Annotated in this window: 18 protein-coding genes and 1 pseudogene; 11 read left to right on the top strand and 8 right to left on the bottom strand. The window is 56.9% G+C overall.

The features are described from left to right. Positions 1-265 precede the first annotated feature (265 nt). The 3 genes from EKL29_RS18985 to topA form a co-directional block, all read right to left on the bottom strand. Positions 266-424 (bottom strand): YmiA family putative membrane protein, encoded by a 159-nt coding sequence (locus tag EKL29_RS18985; RefSeq protein ID WP_120454073.1) that lies wholly within the window; start codon positions 422-424, stop codon positions 266-268. A gap of 495 nt (positions 425-919) precedes the next feature. Beyond that, positions 920-1894, bottom strand: a complete 975-nt coding sequence (gene cysB / locus EKL29_RS18980; protein ID WP_120454071.1) for an HTH-type transcriptional regulator CysB — start codon at positions 1892-1894, stop codon at positions 920-922. 198 nt (positions 1895-2092) lie between these two features. Further along, positions 2093-4690 (bottom strand): type I DNA topoisomerase, encoded by a 2598-nt coding sequence (gene topA / locus EKL29_RS18975; RefSeq protein WP_120454069.1) that lies wholly within the window; start codon positions 4688-4690, stop codon positions 2093-2095. A 371-nt stretch (positions 4691-5061) separates the two neighbouring features. Here topA and EKL29_RS18970 point away from each other — a divergent pair, with 371 nt between their 5' ends. Further along, on the top strand, positions 5062-5310 hold the full coding sequence (locus tag EKL29_RS18970; RefSeq protein ID WP_120454067.1) for a YciN family protein: 249 nt from the start codon (positions 5062-5064) through the stop codon (positions 5308-5310). A gap of 49 nt (positions 5311-5359) precedes the next feature. On the opposite strand, the gene sohB is transcribed toward EKL29_RS18970, so the two are convergent. Beyond that, positions 5360-6409, bottom strand: a complete 1050-nt coding sequence (gene sohB / locus EKL29_RS18965; RefSeq protein ID WP_126690440.1) for a protease SohB — start codon at positions 6407-6409, stop codon at positions 5360-5362. 173 nt (positions 6410-6582) lie between these two features. Here sohB and EKL29_RS18960 point away from each other — a divergent pair, with 173 nt between their 5' ends. Continuing rightward, on the top strand, positions 6583-7344 hold the full coding sequence (locus EKL29_RS18960) for a YciK family oxidoreductase (RefSeq protein ID WP_126690439.1): 762 nt from the start codon (positions 6583-6585) through the stop codon (positions 7342-7344). Next, entirely contained in the window at positions 7344-7934 is a 591-nt protein-coding gene (gene cobO, locus EKL29_RS18955; RefSeq protein WP_126690438.1) for a cob(I)yrinic acid a,c-diamide adenosyltransferase, read from the top strand. Before EKL29_RS18960 ends, cobO begins: the two co-directional genes overlap by 1 nt. A 31-nt stretch (positions 7935-7965) precedes the next feature. Here the strand turns inward: cobO and rluB are convergent, their stop codons facing one another. Then, a complete protein-coding gene (gene rluB / locus EKL29_RS18950) occupies positions 7966-8847 on the bottom strand; it encodes a 23S rRNA pseudouridine(2605) synthase RluB (RefSeq protein ID WP_126690437.1) in 882 nt (293 codons plus the stop codon). Between the two features lie 285 nt (positions 8848-9132). On the opposite strand from rluB, the gene EKL29_RS18945 reads away from it, so the two are divergent. Next, the gene (locus tag EKL29_RS18945) at positions 9133-10482 is read left to right on the top strand and encodes an MFS transporter (RefSeq protein ID WP_126690436.1); all 1350 of its coding nucleotides are present in this window, start codon (positions 9133-9135) and stop codon (positions 10480-10482) included. Between the two features lie 633 nt (positions 10483-11115). Next, the gene (locus tag EKL29_RS18940; RefSeq protein WP_126690435.1) at positions 11116-11763 is read left to right on the top strand and encodes a trypsin-like peptidase domain-containing protein; all 648 of its coding nucleotides are present in this window, start codon (positions 11116-11118) and stop codon (positions 11761-11763) included. Between the two features lie 8 nt (positions 11764-11771). Here the strand turns inward: EKL29_RS18940 and EKL29_RS18935 are convergent, their stop codons facing one another. Both EKL29_RS18935 and rnm read right to left on the bottom strand, forming a co-directional pair. Further along, positions 11772-12392, bottom strand: coding sequence for an L-threonylcarbamoyladenylate synthase (locus EKL29_RS18935; RefSeq protein WP_120454055.1), 621 nt, complete (start codon positions 12390-12392; stop codon positions 11772-11774). A gap of 13 nt (positions 12393-12405) precedes the next feature. After that, positions 12406-13290: an RNase RNM gene (gene rnm, locus EKL29_RS18930; RefSeq protein ID WP_126690434.1), complete on the bottom strand. Its 885-nt coding sequence runs from the start codon at positions 13288-13290 to the stop codon at positions 12406-12408. Positions 13291-13569: 279 nt separating this feature from the next. Here rnm and EKL29_RS18925 point away from each other — a divergent pair, with 279 nt between their 5' ends. From EKL29_RS18925 to EKL29_RS18895, 6 genes and pseudogenes are all read left to right on the top strand, one after another. Continuing rightward, on the top strand, positions 13570-15132 hold the full coding sequence (locus EKL29_RS18925; protein WP_126690433.1) for an anthranilate synthase component 1: 1563 nt from the start codon (positions 13570-13572) through the stop codon (positions 15130-15132). Beyond that, positions 15132-16726: pseudogene (trpD, locus tag EKL29_RS23395) on the top strand (bifunctional anthranilate synthase glutamate amidotransferase component TrpG/anthranilate phosphoribosyltransferase TrpD). Before EKL29_RS18925 ends, trpD begins: the two are co-directional and overlap by 1 nt. 2 nt (positions 16727-16728) lie before the next feature. Further along, a complete protein-coding gene (gene trpCF, locus EKL29_RS18910; protein WP_311779044.1) occupies positions 16729-18090 on the top strand; it encodes a bifunctional indole-3-glycerol-phosphate synthase TrpC/phosphoribosylanthranilate isomerase TrpF in 1362 nt (453 codons plus the stop codon). Positions 18091-18133: 43 nt separating this feature from the next. Next, positions 18134-19324 (top strand): tryptophan synthase subunit beta, encoded by a 1191-nt coding sequence (gene trpB, locus EKL29_RS18905; RefSeq protein ID WP_126690429.1) that lies wholly within the window; start codon positions 18134-18136, stop codon positions 19322-19324. After that, positions 19324-20130 carry a tryptophan synthase subunit alpha gene (gene trpA / locus EKL29_RS18900; RefSeq protein ID WP_126690428.1) on the top strand — a complete coding sequence of 269 codons (807 nt, stop codon included), beginning with the start codon at positions 19324-19326 and terminating at the stop codon, positions 20128-20130. The genes trpB and trpA overlap by 1 nt, the downstream gene beginning before the upstream one ends. Positions 20131-20273: 143 nt before the next feature. After that, on the top strand, positions 20274-20588 hold the full coding sequence (locus tag EKL29_RS18895) for a BON domain-containing protein (protein WP_126690427.1): 315 nt from the start codon (positions 20274-20276) through the stop codon (positions 20586-20588). Between the two features lie 44 nt (positions 20589-20632). Here EKL29_RS18895 and ompW read toward each other — a convergent pair whose 3' ends face one another. Continuing rightward, positions 20633-21265 carry an outer membrane protein OmpW gene (ompW, locus tag EKL29_RS18890; protein ID WP_126690426.1) on the bottom strand — a complete coding sequence of 211 codons (633 nt, stop codon included), beginning with the start codon at positions 21263-21265 and terminating at the stop codon, positions 20633-20635. Positions 21266-21283 lie beyond the last annotated feature (18 nt).

Genomic DNA, 21283 nt, shown 5'->3' with positions numbered 1-21283 from the left:
GTGTAAAGAGTGGGCTTTTAATTTGCCCGCCGGATAACCGGAAAGAAGTATTGCACTGGCGAAGCCAGGTAACGCTGACAGCTTATTTGGCTTTCGGGTCCATGAAAGACTCGATGAAGTGACGCTGATTTTCACTCAGTTCCCAGCTATCCGGGATAGTCACTTTGTGTTCCGTCACGCTGCTCTCTTTGCCTTTACAGGCAGGGGCTTTAAGCTGAGGCGCGGATAACGACTGTTTACTGCTGAGTGTGTTCGCCCACATGGTTTAACCCCATATACGCCAGATCATCAATGCCACAACCACCCAGAACAGCGCAGAAGCAGCTATTACGGTTAACCAGGCCTTGCGACGGATATTACCAGAGCGCTCAACCTTGGTGCTTTTTGCCCGGAAGTCGGGTTGTACAGTCAGTCTCGTAGCCATAGTTTCTGATAATCACTCTCAATAAAACGATTGATAACATCGATTAAGATTTAGGACGAATCCTAAACTCATTAAGGCCTAAAATCCAGTTATTTTTATTGAGCACAACGATTAACGCTATTAATCAACGTGGCCAGAAAACTTAAGGAATAATGAATCGCGACATATTTCCTTAATTGAATTATTAGATTGCAAATTTGAGTTAAATTGCGATTAGGGCCATTTCAAATTTGAGTTAACTTTAAAGAACCTGATAAAAAGCGCTTTCACATCAGGTCTTAACTGGAGTATGGGAATAATCCTGGCAGCACGCAAAGCGGCAAAGTAAATTTTGTGTACTGTTTCTCATTTAAGTAATGCAAACAGAAAAACATGTGATCGGTGTTTCATTTACAAAAAAATAATAACAATTTTCGACATTAAGGTGGCGCTAACGACTACAGACAAAAAAGGCTGCCCAGGGCAGCCTTTAACATTATTAAACGATACGCGGATTTACTTAAACGGCAGCTTAATATCTTTGAACATCGCCTCAATATCTTCATTGGAGCGTAACGCCACCGCCGCATCGACCACGTCGCGCGTAAGATGAGGCGCAAAGCGCTGAATAAAATCATACATATAGCTGCGTAAAAAGGTGCTGCGGCGGAAGCCGATTTTCGTGGTGCTGTTGGTGAAAATTTCCGCCGCTTCGATGCGCACCAGGTCAGGATCGGCAATCGGATCCACGGCCATACTGGCGATAACACCCACCCCCAGGCCTAAGCGAACATAAGTTTTAATAACGTCTGCGTCGGTGGCGGTAAAGACGATACGCGGCGTAAGGCCTGCGCGATTGAAAGCGGTATCCAGTTCCGAGCGTCCGGTAAAGCCGAAGGTGTAAGTAACCAGAGGGTATTCTGCCAGCTCCTCGATAGAAACCTGCTCCTGGCCCGCCAGCGGATGATCGGGCGTGACAACAATTGAGCGATTCCAGTGATAGCATGGCAGCATGATCAGGTCATCATAGAGATGCAGCGCTTCGGTGGCGATAGCGAAATCCGCATTGCCTTTGGAAACCGCTTCGGCGATCTGCGTCGGCGAGCCCTGATGCATATGCAGCGAGACGCGCGGATAGCGCTCGATAAAGCCTTTGATAACGCCTGGCAGCGCGTAACGCGCCTGCGTATGGGTCGTCGCCACGTAGAGCGAGCCTTTATCCGGCCAGGTATGTTCCCCCGCCACTGACTTTATCGCATCGACTTTAGACAAGACTTCGCGGGCGATGCGAATAATCTCCTCGCCTGCTGGCGTGACCTGCGTTAAATGTTTGCCGCTGCGCGCAAAGATCTGCACGCCCAGTTCATCCTCCAGCATGCGCACCTGCTTACTGATGCCCGGCTGAGAAGTATAAAGTCCTTCTGCTGTCGAAGAGACGTTGAGGTTGTGATTAACCACTTCGACGATATAGCGCAACTGCTGCAATTTCATATCTGTTCCATCCCAGTAAGCTACAGAGCGGCATCCCCGATTGACGTATTTTCGCCGGATCGGTGAGAAATGAGGCAAAGCACAGGAACATGTCGGAAATGCTATAACCACTATATCATTGTAAGAAGGAATGTAGAACGTTTTGATATAAGGCTAAGAAAAAGGCCAGCATCGCTGGCCTTTATGAGGGAAAAGAGCTTACTTTTTGGCTTCCTGCCACTTGCCGTCGATATAAAACACCGACCAGCCTGTTGCTTTGCCCTCTTTTTCAGAGGCGACATACTGCTGTTTGGTTTTACGGCTAAAGCGAACCATCGTCTTATTGCCGTCAGGGTCGGTCGCTGGCGCATCTGCCAGATAGCGCAGTTTTTCCGGCAGACGATCTTTAAAGCGCTGCAGCTCTTCCACCAGAGGCGCGCGCGTTTCGCGCGATTTGGGGAACGTGTTCGCCGCCAGGAAGACGCCCGCCGCGCCGTCGCGCAGCACGAAGTAAGCGTCTGATTTCTCGCAGGGCAGCTCAGGCAACGGCACCGGATCTTCTTTCGGCGGCGCAACTTCGCCGTTACGCAGAATTTTGCGCGTATTCTTACAGTCGTCGTTGGTGCACGCCATGTACTTGCCGAAACGGCCCATTTTCAGGTGCATTTCCGAACCGCACTTCTCGCATTCCACCACCGGACCGTCATAGCCTTTGATACGGAATTCGCCCTGTTCGATCTCGTATCCGTCGCACTCTGGATTGTTGCCGCAGACGTGCAGCTTACGCTGCGGATCGATCAGGTAGCTGTCCATCGCCGTACCGCACTTCTGGCAGCGGCGACGCGCGCGCAACGCGTTGGTTTCGGCGTCGTCGCCTTCCAGCACGTTGAGCACTTCGTTTTCCGGGATCAGATTGATGGTCTGCTTGCAACGCTCCTTCGGCGGCAGCGCGTAGCCGGAACAGCCGAGGAAAACGCCGGTGCTGGCGGTGCGGATACCCATTTTCCGTCCACAGGTGGGACAGTCGATAGAGGTGAGCACCATCTGGTTCGGCTGCATGCCGCCCTCTTCCGGATCTTTCTCCGCTTTGTCCAGCTGCTGAGTAAAGTCGCTGAAGAAGTTATCCAGTACGCCTTTCCATTCCGCCTCATTGTTCGCGACCCGATCGAGGCTGTCTTCCATGGTGGCGGTAAAGTCGTAGTTCATCAGATCGCGGAAATTCTCTTCCAGACGATCGGTGACGATTTCGCCCATTTTCTCAGCGTAAAAACGGCGGTTTTCCACCCGCACGTAACCGCGGTCCTGAATGGTCGAGATAATGGCGGCGTAAGTAGAGGGACGACCGATGCCGCGCTTTTCCAGTTCGCGCACCAGCGAAGCTTCGCTGAAGCGCGCCGGTGGTTTAGTAAAGTGCTGGCTCGGGACCAGCTGCTGCAGATCCAGCGTCTCGCCCGTTGCGACATGCGGCAACGTGCGGTCTTCATCATTTTTACGCAGCGCAGGCATCACGCGCGTCCAGCCGTCGAAGCGCAGCGTGCGCCCTTTCGCCTTCAGCTTAAATCCGGCGGCGGCGACGGTCAGCGTCGTGGAATCATACTGCGCAGGCACCATCTGACAGGCGACAAACTGACGCCAGATCAGCTGATAGAGCTTCTGCGCGTCCGCTTCCATATCTTTAAGTTTTTCCGCCACCACGTTAACGTCGGAGGGACGGATCGCTTCGTGCGCTTCCTGGGAATTCTCTTTGCTGGCGTAGGTGTTCGCCGTCTCCGGCAGATACTTTTTGCCGAAGTTCTTGTCGATATAGCCGCGCGCCATCGCCAGCGCATCCTGACTCAGATTGGTCGAGTCGGTACGCATATAGGTAATGTGGCCCGCTTCATACAGCCGCTGCGCCATCATCATGGTTTTCTTGACGCCAAAGCCGAGTCGCGTGCTGGCCGCCTGCTGCAGCGTCGAGGTAATAAAAGGTGCGCCAGGCTTGCTGCTGGTCGGTTTATCTTCGCGGTCCACCACTTCATAGCGCGCATTTTCCAGCAGCGCGACGGCGGCCTGCGTCTGTTCGCCGTTGACCGGACGGAACGGGCTGTCGTTCTGGTGCGTAACGGACATCGCCAGCAGATCGCCTTTCGCCGTATGCAGATCGGCGTTCAGCTCCCAGTATTCTTCCGGCACAAACGCTTTGATTTCACGTTCGCGCTCAACCACCAGGCGCACGGCGACAGACTGAACGCGACCGGCAGAAAGGCCGCGCGCAATCTTCTTCCACAGCAGCGGCGATACCATATAGCCGACGACGCGGTCCATAAAGCGGCGCGCCTGCTGCGCATTGACGCGATCGATATTGAGTTCGCCCGGCGTTTCGAACGCCTGACGAATCGCATTTTTGGTGATTTCGTTAAAGACTACGCGGCTAAAGCGCTTATCGTCGCCGCCGATCACTTCCCGCAGGTGCCAGGCGATGGCTTCCCCTTCGCGGTCAAGGTCGGTTGCGAGGTAAATGTGGTCAGCATTGGCTGCCAGCGCTTTGAGTTCGGAGACGACTTTTTCCTTGCCGGGCAGGATCTGATAGTCAGCTTTCCAGCCGTGATACGGGTCAACGCCCATTCGACTGACTAGCGCAGCTTTTTCGTCTTTTTTAACCTTTTTGGTTTTTTTATCGCCGGCCCCGTCAGCACTCTTTTTCGCTGTTGAACCACTGGTCGGCAAATCACGGATATGACCGACGCTGGATTTCACCACGTAGTCACTACCGAGGTATTTATTGATTGTTTTGGCCTTTGCCGGGGACTCAACGATGACGAGTGCTTTACCCATATGTACCTTTACCTAATGAAAACGTCCTGATAAACGGGAGAGGATTTGATGCCCTGAAACCCATTGGGTTCAATATTGTTGCGCCTTTTTTGCTTTTCAAGGCTGCGGGGTCAATCTCGGGCCAGCTGGCATATGCTTATGCAAGGGTATGAATAAGAGCGACTTTTTCATCTGACTCAACCACACTTCCCGGTGTGATCTCCCTGAAATCTGAATCGCCCACACTCTACCTGATAAAATTCGTTACGCAACTTAATTAGCACTCAGTTGATTTTTGCGCCAGATTTTCGCGCTTTTTGCTGATTTGCCGCGCAGCGGTTTTGGCAAGTAATATAGAAAGGATTTTGTGCATGTCAAAAAGGCGCTATTCAATGCAGAAGAATACTCAGGCCATTTCACGCCAGGCGCTACTGGAAAAAGCCAATGCGCTCATTCGGGAACATGATGATTATTTCGCCGGGCTTGAAGCAGACGACGTGATTCAGCAAGGAGACGTTCTGGTCTTCCGCGGTCCCTTTTTCCTCGATGACGAGGGGCTGCCGACGGCGAAGACCACGGCGGTGTTTAACGTGTTTAAATATCTGGCGCTGACGCTCTCGTCACGCTACCACCTGGCATAAAAAACCCGGCGTAAGCCGGGTTCGTTTATCGCAAGCGCGCGGACGCCCTTTACAGCAGCGGCTTTTCGCCGCGCTGCCACCACTTCATCAGCAGGCGCTCCGCTACCGAGCCGGCGCTGTGAGTGACGCGGTCGATCATTTTGCGGCGGCGCGCATAGTGCACGCCCAGCACGTTAAACAGATCCATCTGGCTGATGATCAGCTCGTCGCTGGTGCTGATATCGTCAATAAGCTTTAAGTCGAGCGCCTGTCGGCCATACCAGTGCTCGCCTGTCGCCACTTTGTCGATATCCAGCGTTGGGCGCATCTGGTGTACGAACTCTTTGAACAGCACATGCGTTTCGTTGAGATCTTCCTGAAACTTCTCACGGCCTTCGTCGGTATTTTCACCAAACAGCGTCAGGGTGCGTTTGTACTGCCCTGCGGTGTGCAGTTCGACATCGATGTCATTACGCTTGAGCAGACGATTGAAGTTAGGGATTTGCGCCACGACGCCGATAGAGCCGAGAATGGCGAAGGGCGCAGCCACGATGCGATCCGCCACGCAGGCCATCATATAGCCGCCGCTGGCGGCCACCTTGTCGACCGCCGCTGTCAGGCGCAGGCCGCGATCGCGCAGGCGCTGCAGCTGCGACGCCGCCAGGCCGTAGCCATGCACTACGCCGCCTGGGCTCTCCAGCCGCAGCAGCACTTCATCGCCCTTTTCCGCTACCGCCAGTACGGCGGAAACTTCTTCGCGCAGCGCCGTCACTTCGCTGGCGTCCATGCTGCCCTTAAAATCAATAACGTAAAGCGTCGGTTTCTGATGCTCAGCAACGCCTTGCTTCGCGGCGCGCTTCTCCGCTTTCGCCTTCTGCTTTTCCGCTTTTTTATGCTGCTTCAGCCACACTTTCTGTACCTGCGGCTTCATTTTAGCCAGCTGCAGATCTTCCTTCATTTGCTGATAATCATCGCCCAGATGCGTCAGCCGGAGCTGCCCGGCCGCCTGGCCGCGCTTGCGCAGCGCCGCGTTCACAATAATCGCCACGACGGCGCCGACGGCTACAACAACCGTCACCGCTTTGGCCAGAAATAATCCATAACTGGAGAGTAAATCCATTCTGCCGCCTTATTAAACAGAGAATTAGCACTAATCAGAGAGTTTACCGGGTTTAGCGCCGCGCGTCGCCTGAAATGCCAGCGCCCGGCACAGAAAGCGCCTGTGGATGATTGCGCCCTACGGCGAATTAAGGCATAAAGCCAAAAACCCGTTTAGCGCTCAAGGAAATCGCCGTGCACTATCAACCGAAAAGCGACCTGCTGCAAAACCGCATCATTCTTGTCACCGGCGCCTCAGACGGCATCGGCCGCGAAGCCGCCATTACCTATGCGCGCTACGGCGCGGAAGTCATTCTGCTTGGCCGCAATCTGGCGCGTCTGGAGCAGACCCAGCAGGCGATCGGCCAGCTGGGCCTGCGTCCGGCGCACTGCGTGGTGTTCGATCTGGCGCAGGCGACCCCGGATGCCTGTCGCCAGCTGGCTGACCAGCTGGCGCAGCAGTTCCCGCGCCTCGATGGCGTGCTGCACAACGCCGGCATTCTGGGCGAAATCGTGCCGCTGGCCGAGCTGGATCCGCAAATCTGGCAAGAGGTGATGAAGATCAATCTTGACGCCACCTTCTTCCTGACGCAGGCCTTGCTGCCGCTGCTGCTGAAATCGAGCGCGGGTTCGCTGGTGTTCACTACCTCCAGCGTGGGACGCACCGGTCGCGCAGGCTGGGGCGCCTATGCCGTTTCGAAGTTCGCGACCGAAGGGATGATGCAGGTGCTGGCGGATGAGTATAAAAACCAGTCGCTGCGCGTTAACTGCATCAACCCAGGCGGCACGCGCACCAAAATGCGCGCCTCGGCCTTCCCGCAGGAAGATGCCGGTAAGCTGAAAACGCCAGCCGACCTGATGCCGCTCTACCTTTATGTCATGGGCGACGACAGCCGCCGTAAAACAGGCGTCAGCTTCGACGCGCAGCCCGGCCGCAAACCCGGAGCCGCAGAGTAATGAGCGACGATCGCCACCAGCAGCGCCAGCAGCGGCTGAAAGAGCAGGTTGATGCACGCATCGCCGCGGCAACGGAAACGCGCGGTATCCTGATGGTCTTTACCGGCAATGGTAAAGGCAAAACCACCGCCGCCTTCGGCACCGCGCTGCGCGCCGTCGGGCATGATAAAAGGGTGGGCGTGATCCAGTTTATCAAAGGGGAATGGCCTAACGGCGAGCGCAACCTGCTGTCGCAGCACGGGGTGGAATTTCAGGTCATGTCTACTGGCTTTACCTGGGAGACGCAAAATCGTGAGACCGATACGGCCGCCTGCCTTGCGGTATGGCAGCACGCCAGGCGCATGCTGTCGGACGAGCGTCTCGATCTGGTGCTACTGGATGAGATCACCTATATGGTGAGCATGGATTATCTGCCGCTGGAAGAGCTGGAGCGCGCGCTTCGTGAGCGTCCGGCGCATCAGAGCGTCATCCTGACTGGACGCGGCTGCCATCGCGCGCTGGTGGAGATGGCGGACACCGTAACTGAAATGCGGCCAGTTAAGCACGCCTTCGATGCGGGTATTCAGGCGCAGCAAGGCATCGACTGGTAAAAAAAACGCAGCCCGAGAGCTGCGTTATTTATTAGCCGCGTTTGCTGCCGCCGCCGTTGCTGCGTCGGCCGTTGCCGCTGACCTGCGTGTGGCGCTTGACCGCACGACGAATTTGATTCGCCTTGGTGCGACGGCGATCTTTCTCAACCGCCAGCTTGGTGACCGTCTCGTCATCCATGCCGACCAGCGAGCGCAGATAGTTAACCGCCGCCAGATCCATTTCCATCCAGCCGCCGCGCGGCAAACCTTTCGGCAGATGGATATCGCCATAGCGCACGCGCATCAGGCGGCTGACCTGCACGCCGACCGCTTCCCACAGACGACGCACTTCACGGTTGCGTCCTTCTGTCAGGGTGACGTTATACCACTGGTTCACCCCTTCGCCGCCGGCGAAGCGCAGCGTTTTAAAGGCTGCCGGGCCATCTTCCAGCTGTACGCCTTTGCTCAGCTGACGAATTTTATCATCGTCCACCTGACCAAACACGCGCACGGCATATTCGCGCTCAACTTCACGGCTTGGATGCATCAGGCGGTTCGCCAGTTCGCCATCGGTGGTGAACAGCAGCAGGCCGCAGGTATTAACGTCCAGACGCCCTACCGCAATCCAGCGGGAGCCGCGCAGGCGCGGCAGGCGATCGAATACCGTTGGGCGACCTTCCGGATCGCTTCGGGTACAGAGTTCGCCTTCAGGCTTGTAATAGGCAAGCACGCGGCATACTTCTGTCGCCGACTCGGCGATAGAAACCAGATGGCCATCGATGCGGATTTTCAGGGATTTATCGTTTTCAATGCGGTCGCCCAGCGTGGCGAGTTTGCCGTCGATACTGACGCGACCAGCGGCGATTTTTGCTTCGATTTCACGACGGGAACCGTGGCCTGCACGTGCCAGGACTTTCTGTAACTTTTCGCTCATAGCGGCCTCACTGTCGCCTTCCCAGGCGTCATTTGGGTTAAACTTCTTTAAAATCAATAACTTAAGTTATGATGTTCCGCCCATTATACCTTTAATTTACTGATTTGTAACCTGCTTTATCAGAATAGCAGCGCAGCTGTTTTACGGCGTATAAAGGCGACGATGACGGCTTTTAGCGTCGCCTCTCCTCCACATGTCCCCTGTTTAACATCTGTGATCATCTTCGCAACGAAAGAGTTTGCAGACTTGTATGGTAGATAAGCCTCTGACAAACGGGAGACCTTTATGACCTCTGTATCCACGCCATCTGCTGGCGCAACCGTTGAAACCGCTCACAGCCATCGGGTCATACGCCGGGTCGCCAGCGCATCGGCTATCGGCACCGCAGCGGAATATTATGATTTCTTCGCCTATGGAACCGCAGCGGTACTCTTCTTTGGCCACCTCTTCTTCCCGAGCGATAATCCGCTGGTCAGTACGCTGGCCGCCTTCGCCACTTATGCTGTCGGGTTTCTGGCGCGTCCGGTTGGCGGGATTATTTTTGGCCATATCGGCGATAAGGTGGGACGTAAAAAAGCGCTGGTCGCCACTATTCTGATTGTCGGCCTTGGCACCTTCTGCATCGGTCTGTTGCCGACCTACGCCACCCTTGGTATCTGGGCGCCGGTCTCGTTAATCGTTATCCGCCTGCTGCAGGGATTCGGCGTCGGCGGCGAGCAGGCTGGCGCGGTGCTGATGACGGCGGAGTATGCCCAGCCCGCGCGGAGAGGTTACTTCGCCAGCTGGGTACAGACGGGCGCGCCGGCCGGCTTTCTGCTGCCGCTGGCGCTGTTCGCCCTTCTGAATGCGTTCCTGACTGCAGATCAGATGATGAGCTGGGGCTGGCGCGTCCCTTTTTTGCTGAGCGCCCTGCTGGTAATCGTTGGTCTGTTTATCCGGCTGCGAATTGACGAGTCGCCGGTTTTCGCAGAGATCCGCGCGACCAAAGCTGCAGAATCGCGCCCGCTGAAAGAGGTAATTCAGGCTTATCCCGGGCTGGTAATCAACGGCGTAGCGGCGAAGCTGATTGAAGCCTGCGCCTTTGCCCTGTTCACCGTGATTATTCTGGCCTGGGCTAAAGCTAATCAGCTCGACAGTAATATCCTGATGGACAGCATGATTGTCGCCGTCATTCTGGAAATCTTCGCTATTCCGCTGATGGGCGCGCTTTCTGACCGCATCGGCCGGAAACCTGTCTACCTGCTGGGCGCGCTGCTGATTGTGCTGTCAATCGTGCCCTTTTTCCTCGCTCTGCAGCAAAACAGCTACTGGCTGACCCAGATCGCTATGATCGTGGCGCTGACGCTCGGTCACAGTATGTGTTACGCGCCTCAGGCCTCGTGGTTTCCGGAGCTGTTTCCAACCCATATTCGCTGCAGCGGCATTGCCGTGATTTGGCAAATTGGCTCGTTAATCGGCAGCGGCCTTCTCGGTCTGGCCGCTGTGAAAATTTTACAGGTTACGAATGGCCACTGGTATGGCCTGGCGATCTATATCGGCGTGCTCGGCGTTATGTCTCTGGTGGGTCTGATTCGTTTGCCCGAGACCGCGCCAGGACGGCGCGGCGAGGAGTATCACAGCTGGCGACGACGTTAACTCTCCTCTTTTTCTCCCTGTTGCCGTCTTCGTGGACGGCAATCATTAATCCGCTGCCGTCAGGCTATCAGCGCGGCTTCGTGACCAACCCACTGAAGCGAAAATGCTTTTTTCTTATTATCAGATCTGGTTTGCACGGCTAATATATCGAGCACACAGAGGATTCATCAGGTAAATGAAACAGTTAAAAGTGCGTTAAGCTTAATTCGCTTTTTCACTGCTTTTTTCATCTGGTAATGCGCAGCGTGGTAGTGAATCATTCTATATTTCGAGGATAAATCGCAATATTAATATAGCTAACGCACTTTAATCCCATTTTTAAAACCAGAGATTGAATTAGCACCCTATTTCCCTGCATTTCTTTTTAGGATTAATCTTAATCGATTGTCTGTTGATAATTTATAAGTACAATCAGAGCCAGAAACGCAAAAAATAACTTTCGCATTATTAATCTTAAGTTGTTGCCCGACCGGAAGTTATTAACAAGCCTTTAACTAACTTTTGCCGTTTCTTTAAAAATAAACCGGCGCTACCGGAAATGCAGCGTTAATACGGCTCAATGATGAGTCTTAAATTGCATGTCAAAAGCCTTCACCAGGGATTTTCCGACATGCCAGCATAAAGATAATCACCATGAGAAAACTGTTCTTATGGCCGGCGTTTGCTGCGCTGGCTCTGAGCGGTTGCTCTGTGGGCCATACCGAATACAGCCGTACGGCAATGCAGCATGTGGACATGAGTTTCACCGGCATTCCTACGATTCTCGGGCTTGGCACGCTAGGCAGCAGCATTCCCATTACGCCTGAATATAGCCTGACGGCAGCGCACGTGGCGAAATTCGCCGTACAGCGCGTAAAGGCTTACCACCCCTATTGCGATCTGGCGATCATTTACCACAAAAACGACGCGACCACGCTGGCTAAATTCCGTAGCAGCGACATCGGCGACCCGGTAAAAATGTACGGTTATAGTTTTATATCCGCCATGCCGGTTGAGTCTTCGGGCACTAATTTAGCGCGCACCGCTATTCGTAACAGCTGGAATAAAAAACCCTGTATGGCGATGGCGTCAAATGCGGGCGTGGTAAAAGGGATGTCGGGCGGCGCGGTTTATAATGCGGATAATACGCTGGGCGGGGTTATTGTCGGATTCAGCGACGAGATAAAAAGCAACCGCAGCGGCAAAATCGTTTTAAAAGATGTGTCGCTCTATATCCCCTATTCAGATTTTCAAAACTGGCTGAAACAGAATATTGGTCAGGCGGCGCAGAGCGGCACCTGACCAGACTGTTACAGGAAAGGCCGGATATCGCCTGAACCTTCGCGCGCTATCAGGGGTGCATCGCTGGTGAGATCGACAACCGTTGTCGGCTGCTGTCCCAGCGTGCCCCCGTCAATAATCAAATCGACCAGCTTGCCGATGCTGTGCTGGATCTCTTCCGGATCCGATTCGGTAAAATCGTTGCCCGGCAGGATCAGCGAGGTCGACATCATCGGCTCGTTAAGCGCTTCCAGCAGCGCCAGCGCAATCGGGTTGGACGGCACGCGCAGCCCGATAGTTTTCCGCTTGTCATTCATCAGACGACGCGGCACCACCTTGGTCGCCTTCAGAATAAAGGTATAGCTGCCTGGCGTATTGTTTTTCAGCAGACGAAAGGCGCTGTTATCAACCTGCGAATAGTTGGAGATTTCCGACAGATCGCGGCACATCAGCGTAAAGTTATGGTTGCCATCCAGCTGACGAATGCGGCAAATGCGCTCCAGCGCATTTTTCTCTTCCAGACGACAGCCCAGCGCATAGCCAGAATCGGTGGGATAGACGATGACGCCACCCTTATTAAGATAGTCGACGGCCTGAGAAACCAGACGCGGCTGCGGGTTTTCCGGGTGAATGTGAAAAAGTTGACTCATAAAAAACCTCTTATCACCTGTCCGCGTCAGAGCCTGCGGGCGCCAGCGCCGGGAAACGCTCCCATACTGGCTCAACGCCAGCCGGAAGCCAGAGTTTGCGGCCCAGCTCAATCCACGGGCAGGGTTGATGAAAATCGGAACCTTGCGACGCAGCCAGATCGTAATCACGGGCGTATTGCGCCAGCTGCGTTCGTTCATTTGGCGCCTGTTGACACTGCGCCACCTCCATGGCGTCGCCGCCCGCTTCGCGGAAATGCGCGATCAGACGCTTCAGCCATTTTGCCGACAAACCGTAGCGGCCAGGGTGCGCCAGCACCGCACAGCCGCCAGAATGGTGAATAGCATCAATAGCTTGTTTAATTGTACACCATTGCGGCGGAACATAGCCGGTTTTGCCGCGCGCCAGATAGCTTTTGAAAACCTGTGCTATCGTGTCGGCTTTTCCCTGCTCAATGAGAAAACGGGCAAAGTGGCCGCGCGTAATCACACCGCCATCGGCCAGTCGGGCCGCACCAGCCAGCGCGTCAGGGATGCGCGCCTTTTCCAGCCGTTCGGCGATCAGCTCCGCCCGTTCCTGACGGCAGCGGGCTTGCTCCGCCAGAAAAGTAGTTATTGCCGGGTGGCTGATATCGATGTTCAGCCCGACAATATGGATTTCATGATTTTCCCACAGCGTCGAGGCTTCCACCCCCGCCAGCACTTTCAGCGGCAGCGCCTGCTCAGCGACGGCGCGCTGCGCCGCTGCAACGCCAGCCACGCTGTCATGGTCAGTAATGGCCAGTACGCCGACGCGCATAGTAACGGCGCGCTGCACCAGCGCTTCCGGCGTCAGCAGCCCATCGGAAGCGCGCGTATGGCTGTGTAAATCATAAAGAGGGAAACGGGCAATCTCGTTCAAATGGCACTCCTGCTGCACGTTGAAGCGGCCAGCATGATAACGATTTTATGCTCAGGTGAAAAAGCGTATTGACTTTTATCCGCTGAACCCGTTAACTAGTACACAAGTTCACAACTAAACGGGTCTTTTCTCATGGCGACGATTTTTATGCTTTCTGCAGGCTGGTGGCGCGATGTTTCCCATAACGGGCAACGTCTGGCACGCCTTGCGTAACGCAGTGCAGAGACCCGAGCCCGCTTAAAGCGGGCTTTTTTTTAGGCGAATTTCAGAGAGACCACCATGCCAAATGCGAAACCTACATTGAAGTTGATTACCGGCACCGCGCCCTACCGCGAAGATCCGGCCGCAGTGTTTCACCAGTTATGCGGCGCACGTCCGGCAACTCTGCTGCTCGAGTCGGCGGATATTGACAGCAAACGTAACCTGAAAAGCCTGCTGATTGTCGACAGCGCCCTACGCGTCAGCGCGCTGGGATCCTGCGTGACGGTGCAGGCCCTGTCCGAAAATGGCCGCGCGCTGCTGCCGCTGCTGGATGCCGCGCTGCCCGACAGTGTCAATATCGAGGCGCGTCCGGATGGCCGCGAACTGCATTTCCCTTCCGTTGACGCCGTGCAGGATGAGGACTCCCGCCTGCAGGCGCTGTCGGTTTTCGACGCGCTGCGCCTGATCCCTCACCTGGTAAACTCGCCCGCTGACGAACGCGAAGCGATGCTGCTCGGCGGCCTGTTCGCCTATGACCTGGTAGCGGGATTTGAAGAACTGCCCGCGCTGAAGAATCAGCAGCGCTGCCCTGACTACTGCTTTTACCTGGCAGAGACCCTGCTGATGCTCGATCATCAGACGCGCAGCGCCACGCTGCAGGCAAGCCTGTTCTGCCCGTCTACCAGCGAATTCCAGCGTCTGCAGAGCCGCATCGAACAGCTGCACGGCCAGATGCTGCAGCCCGCGCCTGCGCTGCCGGTTCAGACGGTCGAGCAGATGACGCTGAGCGTCAGCCAGAGCGACGAAGCCTATTGCGATACCGTGCGCCAGATGCAGGAAGCGATTCGCCTTGGCGAGATTTTCCAGGTGGTGCCGTCGCGCCGCTTCTCGCTGCCCTGCCCATCGCCGCTCGCCGCCTATGAGACGCTGAAGAACAGCAATCCCAGCCCCTATATGTTTTTTATGCAGGATCGCGATTTCGCGCTGTTCGGTGCCTCGCCGGAAAGTTCGCTGAAGTACGACGCCGTCACGCGTCAGATCGAAATCTACCCGATTGCCGGCACGCGCCCGCGCGGTCGCCACGCTGACGGCTCGCTGGACCGGGATCTCGACAGCCGTATTGAGCTGGAGATGCGCACCGACCATAAAGAGCTGGCAGAACACCTGATGCTGGTAGATCTGGCGCGCAACGATCTGGCGCGTATCTGCGTGCCGGGCAGCCGCTATGTCGCCGATCTGACCAAGGTCGACCGCTACTCTTTCGTGATGCATCTGGTCTCCCGCGTGATCGGCACGCTGCGCGAAGACCTCGACGTGCTGCACGCCTACCGCGCCTGCATGAATATGGGCACGCTGAGCGGCGCGCCGAAAGTACGCGCCATGCAACTGATCGCCGCGGCGGAAGGCACGCGACGCGGCAGCTACGGCGGCGCGGTCGGGTACTTCACCGCGCACGGCGATCTCGACACCTGCATCGTGATCCGCTCGGCCTGGGTAGAAGATGGCATCGCCACGGTGCAGGCCGGCGCTGGCGTAGTGCTCGACTCTGATCCGCAGGCGGAAGCGGACGAAAGCCGCAATAAAGCCCGCGCCGTTCTGCGCGCTATCGCGACCGCCCATCACTGCAAGGAGATTTTCTGATGGCCGATATCCTGCTGCTCGATAACATCGACTCTTTTACCTACAACCTCGTTGATCAGCTGCGATCCTTCGGCCACAACGTGGTGATCTACCGCAACAACGTCCCGGCGGCGCTGCTGGCTGAACGCCTGCAGCGTATGGAGAACCCCGTGCTGATGCTTTCGCCGGGCCCTGGCGCGCCGAAAGACGCAGGCTGTATGCCGGAGCTGCTGCAAACCCTGCGCGGACGCCTGCCGATCATCGGCATCTGCCTGGGCCATCAGGCGATTATCGAAGCCTATGGCGGTCACGTCGGCCAGGCGGGCGAAATCCTGCACGGCAAAGCTTCCGCTATTACTCACGACGGAGAAGCGATGTTCGCCGGGCTGAGCAATCCCCTGCCGGTGGCGCGCTATCACTCGCTGGTGGGCAGCAATACGCCTGCGGAGCTGACGGTTAACGCCAGCTACAACGGCATGGTAATGGCAGTACGCCACGACGCCGATCGCGTCTGCGGCTTCCAGTTCCATCCTGAATCCATCCTGACCACTCAGGGCGCCCGTCTGCTGGAGCAGACGCTGGCCTGGGCGCTGGCGACATCACAGGGAGAATGAACATGCATGCCATCCTGGAAAAACTTTATCAGGCGCAGACGTTGACGCAGGGCGAGAGCCATCAGCTCTTCAGCGCCATTATTACCGGCCAGCTGGAGCCCACCCAACTCGCCGCCGCGCTGATCGCCATGAAGGTGCGCGGCGAATCGCCGCAGGAGATCGCTGGCGCGGCCAGCGCGCTGCTGGAAGATGCCAGACCCTTCCCACGCCCCAGCTACGCCTTTGCTGATATCGTCGGCACCGGCGGCGACGGCAGCAACAGCATTAATATCTCTACCGCCAGCGCCTTTGTCGCTGCGACCTGCGGGCTGAAAGTGGCGAAGCACGGCAACCGCAGCGTATCCAGCAAGTCGGGCTCCTCCGATCTGCTGGCGGCGTTCGGCATCAGCCTGGATATGCCCGCTGAGCGGGCGCGCGCGGCACTGGACGATCTCAACGTCTGCTTCCTGTTCGCGCCGCAGTATCACACCGGCTTTCGTCATGCGATGCCGGTGCGTCAGCAGCTGAAAACGCGCACGCTGTTCAACGTGCTTGGCCCGCTGATTAACCCGGCGCGACCGCCGCTGGCGGTTATCGGCGTCTACAGTCCCGAACTGGTGCTGCCGATCGCCCAGACGCTGAAAGTGCTGGGCTACCAGCGCGCCGCGGTGGTGCACGGCGGGGGTATGGACGAGGTGGCGCTGCACAGCGAAACCCACGTCGCCGAACTGCGCGACGGCGAAATCACCCGCTATCAGCTGACCCCGGAAGACTTCGGTTTCGGCTTCCATCCCAAGGAGGCGCTGGCTGGCGGCACGCCCGAAGAAAACCGTGACATTCTTACCCGTTTACTTCAGGGTAATGGCCAGCAGGCCCATGAGGAAGCGGTTGCCGTCAACGTGGCGATGTTGTTAAAAGTATTCGGTCATGAAGATTTGCGCGAAAACGCGCAGCGTGCGCGACAGGCTATCCACAGCGGACAGGCCTACGAGCGCGTTGTCGCTCTGGCAGCGAGAGGATAACCATGCAAGGCACGATTTTAGAGAAGATTGTTCAGGATAAAGCGCAGTGGGTAGACGCGCGCAAGGCGCAGCAGCCGCTGGCGTCCTTTCAGAATGACGTACAGCCCGCATCCCGCAACTTTTATGATGCCCTGCAGGGCGCCCGCACCGTTTTTATTCTTGAGTGCAAAAAGGCGTCTCCTTCCAAAGGGCTGATCCGCGAAGATTTCGATCCGGCGACGATTGCAGGCATTTATCGTCACTACGCCTCCGCCGTCTCGGTGCTGACCGATGAAAAATATTTCCAGGGCAGCTTCGATTTTCTGCCGATTGTCAGCGCGGCGCTCACGCAACCGGTGCTGTGCAAAGATTTCATTATCGATCCGTACCAAATCTATCTGGCGCGTCACTACCAGGCTGACGCCATTCTGCTGATGCTGTCGGTACTGAATGACAGCGAGTATCGTCAGCTGGCCGCCGTGGCGCACAGCCTGAACATGGGCATACTGACTGAGGTCAGCAACGAAGCGGAGCTGGAGCGCGCCATTGCGCTGGAGGCGAAAGTCGTCGGCATTAATAACCGCGATCTGCGCGATATGTCGATCGATCTTAACCGCACGCGTCAGCTGGCGTCCCGCCTGTCGCACGGCGTGACCGTTATCAGCGAATCCGGCATTCATAACTATGCGCAGGTGCGCGAGCTGAGCCGTTTCGCTAACGGCTTCCTGATTGGCTCGGCGCTGATGGAAGAGCCGGATCTGGCGGGCGCGGTGCGCCGCGTGCTGCTGGGCGACAATAAAGTATGCGGTCTGACGCGAGCGGAAGAGGCGCGGGCAGCCTTTGAAGCGGGCGCGCTTTACGGCGGTCTGATTTTCGCCGAAGGATCCCCGCGCCGAATCGATGTGCCGCAGGCGCAGCAGGTAATGGCTGGCGCGCCGCTGCGCTATGCAGGCGTGTTCCGCAATGCACCTATCGGTGACGTTGTCACAAAAGCGACCACACTGAATCTCAACGCTGTCCAGCTGCACGGCGACGAAGACCAGGCGTATGTGGCGGAACTGCGCGCCGCGCTGCCCGCCGGGATCGCTATCTGGAAAGCCCTGAGCATTCAAAACGCGCTGCCCGCGCGCGACTGGCCGCACGTTGACCGCTACGTCTTCGACAACGGCAACGGTGGCAGCGGCGCACGCTTCGACTGGTCGCTGCTGAAGGACCAGGAGTTAAGCAACGTGCTGCTTGCCGGTGGCCTGAGCGCGGATAACTGCGTGGAAGCGGCACGCCTCGGCTGCGCGGGCCTTGACTTCAACTCCGGCGTGGAAAGCGCGCCCGGCATTAAAGATGCCAGCAAAATCGCGGCGGTTTTCCGCACGCTTCGCGCCTACTGATTTGTCAGGTCCGCTGCGGCGGGCCCATAAGGAAGATGAAACCATGACACTACTGAACCCCTATTTTGGCGACTTTGGCGGCATGTATGTGCCGCAGATCCTGATGCCGGCGCTGCAACAGCTGGAAGCGGCCTTTGTCGAGGCGCAGAAAGATCCCGCTTTTCAGGCGGAATTTAATGACCTGCTGAAAAACTATGCGGGACGCCCGACGGCGCTGACGCTCTGCAGCAACCTGACAAAAGGCACCAAAACCCGCCTTTATCTTAAGCGCGAAGATCTGCTGCATGGCGGCGCGCACAAAACCAATCAGGTACTGGGTCAGGCGCTGCTGGCGAAGCGCATGGGCAAGAGCGAAATCATTGCGGAAACCGGCGCAGGCCAGCATGGCGTCGCTTCGGCGCTGGCGTGCGCGCTGCTCGGTATGAAGTGCCGCATCTATATGGGCGCGAAAGATGTTGAGCGTCAGTCGCCAAACGTCTTCCGTATGCGTCTGATGGGCGCGGAAGTGATCCCGGTGCACAGCGGCTCCGCGACGCTGAAAGATGCCTGTAACGAGGCGCTGCGCGACTGGTCCGGCAGCTATGAAACCGCGCACTATATGCTCGGCACCGCAGCGGGTCCGCACCCCTATCCGACCATTGTGCGCGAGTTCCAGCGCATGATCGGCGAAGAGACCAAAGCGCAGATTCTGGAAAAAGAGGGTCGCTTGCCGGATGCGGTTATCGCCTGCGTCGGTGGCGGATCTAACGCGATCGGCATGTTCGCCGACTTTCTTATGGATGAAAGCGTCGGCCTGATCGGTGTCGAACCGGCCGGGCACGGCATTGAGACCGGCGAGCACGGCGCGCCGCTCAAGCATGGCCGCGTCGGTATCTATTTCGGTATGAAAGCGCCGATGATGCAGACCGAAGAGGGCCAGATCGAAGAGTCCTACTCTATCTCTGCCGGGCTCGATTTTCCCTCCGTCGGCCCGCAGCACGCGCATCTCAACAGCATCGGCCGCGCCGACTACGTGTCGATTACCGATAATGAAGCGCTGTCCGCCTTTAAAGAACTCTGTCGTGCGGAAGGCATTATCCCGGCGCTGGAGTCCTCGCACGCCCTGGCCCACGCGCTGAAGATGATCCGCGAGAACCCGGAGAAAGAGCAGCTGCTGGTGGTGAACCTTTCGGGCCGCGGCGATAAAGACATCTTTACCGTTCACGATATTCTGACTGCGCAGGGAGAAATCTGATGGAGCGTTATCAACAGCTGTTTAAGCGTTTACAGGCCAGCAAAGAAGGCGCGTTCGTTCCCTTCGTCACGCTGGGCGATCCCTCGCCGGCGCTGTCGCTGAAGGTTATTGACGCGCTGGTCGCAGGCGGCGCGGACGCGCTGGAACTGGGCATCCCCTTCTCCGATCCGCTGGCGGACGGCCCGACGATTCAGAACGCCACCCTGCGCGCCTTCGCGTCCGGCACCACTACCGCGCAGTGCTTCGAGATACTTAGCAGCGTGCGCCAGAAATATCCCGATCTGCCCATCGGCCTGCTGATGTACGCCAACCTGGTGTTCACCAACGGCATCGACGCCTTCTATGCGCGCTGCGCCGAGGCGGGCGTGGATTCGGTGCTGGTGGCGGATGTGCCGGTCGAAGAGTCGGCGCCTTTCCGTCAGGCAGCGCTGCGTCATGGCATCGCGCCGATCTTTATCTGTCCGCCCAACGCCAGCGATGAACTGCTGCGCGAAGTCGCCTCTCACGGCCGCGGCTACACCTATCTGCTGTCGCGCGCGGGCGTGACCGGCGCGGAAAATCGCGCCAGCAGCCTGCCGCTGCAGCGCCTGATCGACAAACTGTGCGAATATAACGCCGCACCGCCGCTGCAGGGATTCGGCATCTCCGAACCGGCGCAGGTTAAAGAGGCGATCGGCGCGGGCGCGGCGGGCGCCATCTCCGGCTCGGCTATTGTGAAAATTATCGAGCAGTATCATGCGCAGCCGGAAGAGATGCTGGCGAAGCTGACCGCGTTCGTCAGCAGCCTTAAAGCGGCCACCCGCTGAACATTTCATGCCCTGTCTGCGGATGGGGCATGATTTTTCACTCTTTTTTACATTCCAACGTTGCCGCTTTCGTTTTTCCCACCCACACTTGTTTTGCGCCGTTATGGGAACGACGCATCTTGTTTGAGACAGGGAGAGAAGCAATGAAACTGTTTAAAGTCCTTGCAGGCGCACTGGCCGCCGTTGTAGTCGCGCTGACGCTGAGCGCCTGTGCGCCTACCGCAAAGCAGGAAGGCACCGGCGGTTATATTGACGATACGGTGATCACGACCAAAGTCAAAGCAGAGCTGCTGAATGACGATCAGCTTAAGTCGCGTGAGATCAACGTTGAAACCTTTAAGGGCCGTGTGCAGCTCAGCGGCTTCGTCAGCTCGCCGCAGATGGCCAGCCACGCGGTAGAAGTGACGCGTACCGTAAAAGGCGTGAAGTCTGTTGTGAACAATATGCAGATTAAATAACGCAGAAAAGCAAAAGGCCGCGAGCGATTCGCGGCCTTTTTTTATCAGAAGCGGTAACCCGCGCCGAAAAAGAAGACCCAGGGGTCGATGCGCGTATCAATATTTTGTTTCTGTCCGTTCGCCTTAAACTTCACTTCCGTATCGATATCCATATACCAGAGCGAGGCGTTCAGCATCCAGTCACGGTTGATCTGGTAGTCGAGGCCGACCTGTCCAGCCACACCCCATGAATCTTTCACGCTGAGGTCGCTCAGTCCGGCATCGCGGCCGGTCTGGTTGAAATCGGCATCGTAAAACGTGGTGTAGTTAACGCCAACGCCAATGTAAGGACGTACTTTGCTGCGGCTGTCGAAGAAATAATATTGCGCCATCAGGGTCGGCGGCAGCTGACGCACTGTCGCCAGCGTACCGGTGGCGGCAAGCCCCACCTTGTGGCGGAACGGCGTCGCGGCCAGCAGTTCGACGCCGATATTGTCGGTCGCCATATAGGTAAAGGTCAGGCCGAGCTGGGTATTGTTGCTGACGTCAAAGCCGCCCATACCCAGGACATTGTCGGAGCCTTCGGTAGGACGAACCGTCGCGCTGCCCGCGCGCATAAAGAAATCACCCGCTTCATGAGCCAGTGCCAGTTGCGGTAAAGCCATTGCCAGTAATAAAGCGCATTTTGTCAGTTTCATGATCGCTCCTTTGCACAA

Source organism: Pantoea sp. YU22 (assembly GCF_003970755.1).
Classification (GTDB): Bacteria; Pseudomonadota; Gammaproteobacteria; order Enterobacterales; family Enterobacteriaceae; genus Pantoea; species Pantoea piersonii.
Note: the sequence above shows the minus strand (reverse complement) of the source record. Positions and strands in the feature narration are given on the sequence as shown.